We start from the raw sequence: 4,586 nt of genomic DNA on the forward strand, positions 1-4,586 counted from the left end.
TGCCCGAACAGCGCGCAGCGGCCGTAGCACTGGCGGCACGCGCTCGGGATGATCTTCACGTCGTCGGACGAGGTCGCACCCGCGCTTCGGTTCTCCTCCAAGGCAGCACTTGACGACGAGAGGCAAAGGAGGAGAGATGTCACTGAAGATGAGCCGCCGTGGCTTCGTGAAGGCCACGGCCGCCGCGACCGCCTCGACGCTGCTGCTGGGTTCGCAGGCCGCCACGGCCCTCGCGGACGATGCGGCAGACGCGAAGGCCGCCGCGGGTGCGACCTCGTCCGACGACGTGAAGATCATCCCGAGCGCGTGCCGCCAGTGCTACGGCCGCTGCGCGCTGTTCGGGCACGTCAAAGACGGGCGCCTCGTGAAGATCGAGGGCAACCCCGATCTGTTCAGCGAGGGCACCCTGTGCGGCCGCTGCTTCGCCATCCCGCAGGAGCTGTACAACCCGCTGCGCGTGCGCTACCCGCAGAAGCGCGTGGGCGAGAAAGGCTCCGGCCAGTGGAAGCGCATCACGTGGGAAGAGGCCTACGAGGAGGCGCGCGACCGCTTCACCGCGATCGGCGAAGAGCACGGCTGGCACACCATCGCGCACCAGTACGGCACGGGCCGCGACATGCTGCAGTTCCAAGCCATCAACAAGCTGTGGCTTGAATTGGGCTCCACCGCCACGTTCGGCGTGGGCAACCTGTGCTGGGTGGGCTCGTACTTCACGAGCCAGCGCCTGTACGGCGACGAGACGCAGTACACCGGCTGGGACGGCAACAACGCCGACTGCATCCTCATCTGGTGCCGTCAGGAGCGCAGCCGCGGCTACTACGACTGGCTCACCGTGAAGCGCGCGCAGGAGCGCGGCGCGAAGGTGATCTGCGTGGATCCACGCTACACGTGCACCGCCAGCAAGGCCGATCTGTGGCTGCCCATCCGTCCCGGTTCCGACATGGCGCTGGTGCTGGCGTTCATCAACGAGATCGTCCATTCGGACAAGTGCGCCACCGAGTTCGCGCGCTTCTACACCAACGCCCCGTTCTTCATCGACGAGAAGGACGCCGAGGGCAACGGCACCGGCTACCAGCTGCGCGAGTCGCTTATGAAAGAGGGCGGCAACGAAGAGCTGTACCCCGCCTGGGACGAAGCGCACGACCAGCTGATCTTCTGGAACGGCGACTGGCAGAACAAAAAGGGCCTCGGCGAGGAGAAGGTGTTCCAGTGGCTCGACGCGGACGGCAACGTGGTGGCCGACGCGAAGCCCGCGCTGTCCGGCGCGCATGAGATCAACGGCAAGACGTACCGCACGAGCTGGGACATTCTTGTGGAGCACGTCACTCCGTGGACCATCGAGCGCGCCGCCGAGTTCTGCGAACTGCCCGAAGACAAGATCCGCGAAGCCATCCAAACCTATATCGACGCCAGCCCGCACGCGTGCTTCACGCGCGGCCAGAAGGTGGAGTTCTCCATCAACACGTCCGGCATCTCGCAGGCGTTCACCATCATGATGGCGCTGGCTGGCAACTTCGACACGAAGGGCGGCCAGAACATCGGCCGCGAGCCGGCCACGGGCTACGACTCGTTCATGTTCGACGTCGTGCCGAACCAGCAGGGCCGCATGGGCGCGCGGCGCAAGGAAACGGCCATGAACATCAAGAAGCTGTCCGTGTGCCAGAACACCGGCTACCAGCAGATATTCGTTGCCGACGACGCCACGGGCGAGCTCGTGGAGACTACGCAGAACTCTGGCGGCCAGGTCATCTACGGTCAGCAGGGCGGTTTCGGCGCCGCCACCACGAAGGCCATGGCGAAGGGCGATCCGTTCCAGATCCACGGCTACTGGCAGCAAACCTCCGAGCCCATCTTGTCCATCGAGGGCGGCAAGGAGATCATCGAGGGCTTCAAGAATCTCGACTTCTTCGTGAACGTGGACATGTACATGACCCCCTCGGGCGAATTGGCCGACATCATCCTGCCGGCTGCGCACCCCAACGAGGTGGACCGCGTGGAGTGGGCGCACTCCGGCCACGGCTACCCCACCAGCCACACGTACCTCATCCGCCAGCCGTTCCACGAGCCGCTCGGCGAGTGCAAAGACGACATGGACATCTGCTTCGAGTTCGCCGAGTACATGGGCGTGGACATGTACTGGAAGGACAAGTACGACTACTTCAACTACATGTTGAAGGGTCCGGCCACGCTGCCGGCAGAGCTTTCGTGCGCCGATTTCGAGGACTTCCGCCAGCGCGTGAGCGTCACCGGCGTGGAGATGGCCACGGTGAAGGGCGCTCCGAAGTACGAGACGGGCTACATGCGCAAGACAAGCGACTTCCGTCCCGGGTTCAACACCATGTATCGCGGCAACAAGATGGGCACCGTGTATCGCACGCCCCAGGTCACGTTGCCCGACGGCACGGTGATCCCGGCCCATCCGCAGTCCGACAACGGCAAGATGGAGATGTGGAGCGAGGATTTGCTGCTGTACGGCAACGGCCCGCTGCCCTTGTACATCGAGCCGCCCATCACGAAGCGCTCGCGTCCCGACCTGCTGGAGGAGTATCCCTACACGCTCATCACGGGCGGGCGCTCCCACGCGTTCTTCCACACCGAGTACCGCAACAGCCCGTGGATGCGCGAGGTGCACATGTTCCCGACGGTGGACATCAATCCCGTCACGGCTGCCGAGCACGGCATCGAGCAGGACGATTGGGTGTACATCGAGACGTACGTCGACCGCATCAAACAGCGTGCGAACCTCACGGCGGCCATCAAGCCCGACACCATTCACGTGGAGCACGACTGGTGGTTCCCGGAGCGCGAGGCCACCGACGATCTGCACGGCGCGTTGGACAGCAACTGCAACATCCTGTTCGAGAACAACGGCCCCTACGATCCCGCAGTGGGCACCGACAACTTCGGCGGCCTGTGCAAGATCTACAAGGCCGAGGACGGCGCGCCGAAGAACATCTGCATGAACGAGGACGACTTGAAGATATTCCTGCCCCTGAGCGCTGACGAGCTGGCCGCCGACGACCAGCAAAACGGCGTGACGCAGGTGACGAAGTAAGGAGGTGGAGCAAGCATGACGCGCAACATCATCGCCGTCGACCTCGACAGCTGCATCGGCTGCCATTCCTGCGCCGTGGTGTGCAAGCAGGAGAACAACGTGGGCTTGGGCACCTATTACAACAAGGTGCTGACGGTGGGCCCGTCGGGCACGTACCCCGACCTCGAAATGTACTATCTGCCCGTGTCGTGCCAGCACTGCGACAATCCCGAGTGCGTGAGCGTGTGCCCCACGGGCGCTTCCTACAAGCGCGAGGACGGCATCGTGCTGGTTGACCACAGCAAGTGCATTGGCTGCCAATACTGCGTTATGGCCTGCCCTTACGGCGTGCGCACCTACGACGAGAGCCGCGACAAGGGCGTCATCGAGAAGTGCACCCTGTGTGCGCACCTCGTGGACGCGGGCGAGAAGCCGGCCTGCGTGAAGCACTGTCCCGGTCAGGCGCGTCTGTTCGGCGACGCGGACGATCCCGAGTCCGACGTGTCGAAGATGATCGCCCGCAAGAGCACCCACAAGCTGACGGATGTGGGCAACCATCCGGGCGTGACGTACGGCCTGGACAAGTTCTCGTGGAAGGGAGATGAGTGAGCATGGAGGTTCAGTGGCCCCTTCTGGTTTTCAGCGTGCTGCTTGGCGTCACGTCCGGGAGCTTCGTGTTCTTGGCGGTGGGCGAGCTTACGGGCAGGTTCAAGAACGTGCGGTTCTTGGGTGCGTTGATCGCCTTTGCGTGCTTAGCGGTGGGCGGCTGCGTGTCGGTGCTGCACATGGGGCATCCCGAGCGCGCGACGCACCTTTTGGGCAACCTGGGTTCCGGGCTGTCGAAAGAGCTGTTCGTGGTCGCCATCATGGGCATCGTGGCGTTCGCGTACCTCGTTTTGGCGAAAAAGGACTATCCGGGCGCATCGAAGGCGCTCGGCGTGGTGGGAGGCGTTGTCGGCCTCGTGCTGCCGTTCGTGGCCGGCGCCTCGTACCTGATCGCGGCACGGCCCGCATGGGACAGCGTGACGCTGCCGCTCATGTACACGGGCGCGGGCTTGGCGATGGGCATGCTGCTCATGTGCGGCCTCGTGCTGCTGGGCGATAGGGCGGCCGAGGACGGCGGCTTCGCGGCCAAGCTGGCGCTCGTAGGCGTTGTCGCGATGGTTGTGACCGCGCTTGCGTACGTGGCGTGGATCGCGCTTGCTCCGCATCAGGATCCCACGCGCTCTCTTGAGCGTTTGGTCTCGGGTGATTTCGCAGCGGCGTTCTGGGTGGGCGTCGTGGTCGTTGGCCTGGCGGCTCCTTTGGCGCTGGCGGCGTTTGTGTGCGCGCGGACGGGAAAGGCCCGTGCTGCCGAGCTTGCCACGTGCATGTTCGTGGCGTTCGCGTGCTCCGCTGTGGGCGCGGTGGCGCTGCGCGTGATCATGTACGGCGTGGGCACGAGCGTGGAGCGGTTCATCTATCAGTAACGGCGGTTCGTCTGCTGCTTGCTGCCTGCTGCCTGCGGTCTGCGGTTGCGTGGGCGGCGGGCGGCGGGCCGCAGGTGGCGGGT

General features: G+C 64.7%; 3 protein-coding genes. All 3 read left to right on the top strand.

Features of this window, described 5'->3' with window-relative positions; genetic code table 11:
* Positions 1–136 precede the first annotated feature (136 nt).
* Genes C2L80_RS13205 through C2L80_RS13215 form a run of 3 tightly spaced genes read left to right on the top strand, consistent with a single transcriptional unit; the run spans position 137 to position 4,503 of the window.
* The gene (locus C2L80_RS13205; protein WP_087198621.1) at positions 137–3,055 is read left to right on the top strand and encodes a molybdopterin-containing oxidoreductase family protein; all 2,919 of its coding nucleotides are present in this window, start codon (positions 137–139) and stop codon (positions 3,053–3,055) included.
* A 15-nt stretch (positions 3,056–3,070) separates the two neighbouring features.
* Positions 3,071–3,643, top strand: coding sequence for a 4Fe-4S dicluster domain-containing protein (locus tag C2L80_RS13210; RefSeq protein WP_087198620.1), 573 nt, complete (start codon positions 3,071–3,073; stop codon positions 3,641–3,643).
* Positions 3,644–3,645: 2 nt separating this feature from the next.
* On the top strand, positions 3,646–4,503 hold the full coding sequence (locus C2L80_RS13215; RefSeq protein WP_087198619.1) for a dimethyl sulfoxide reductase anchor subunit family protein: 858 nt from the start codon (positions 3,646–3,648) through the stop codon (positions 4,501–4,503).
* Positions 4,504–4,586 lie beyond the last annotated feature (83 nt).

The organism is Rubneribacter badeniensis, assembly GCF_002899695.1.
In the GTDB taxonomy this organism is placed as follows: domain Bacteria; phylum Actinomycetota; class Coriobacteriia; order Coriobacteriales; family Eggerthellaceae; genus Rubneribacter; species Rubneribacter badeniensis.

Excerpts from the sequence above, each read along its gene's own strand:
- C2L80_RS13205 (WP_087198621.1), top strand. The coding sequence starts at position 137 with ATGTCACTGAAGATGAGCCGCCGTGGCTTCGTGAAGGCCACGGCCGCC.
- C2L80_RS13210 (WP_087198620.1), top strand. The coding sequence starts at position 3,071 with ATGACGCGCAACATCATCGCCGTCGACCTCGACAGCTGCATCGGCTGC.
- C2L80_RS13215 (WP_087198619.1), top strand. The coding sequence starts at position 3,646 with ATGGAGGTTCAGTGGCCCCTTCTGGTTTTCAGCGTGCTGCTTGGCGTC.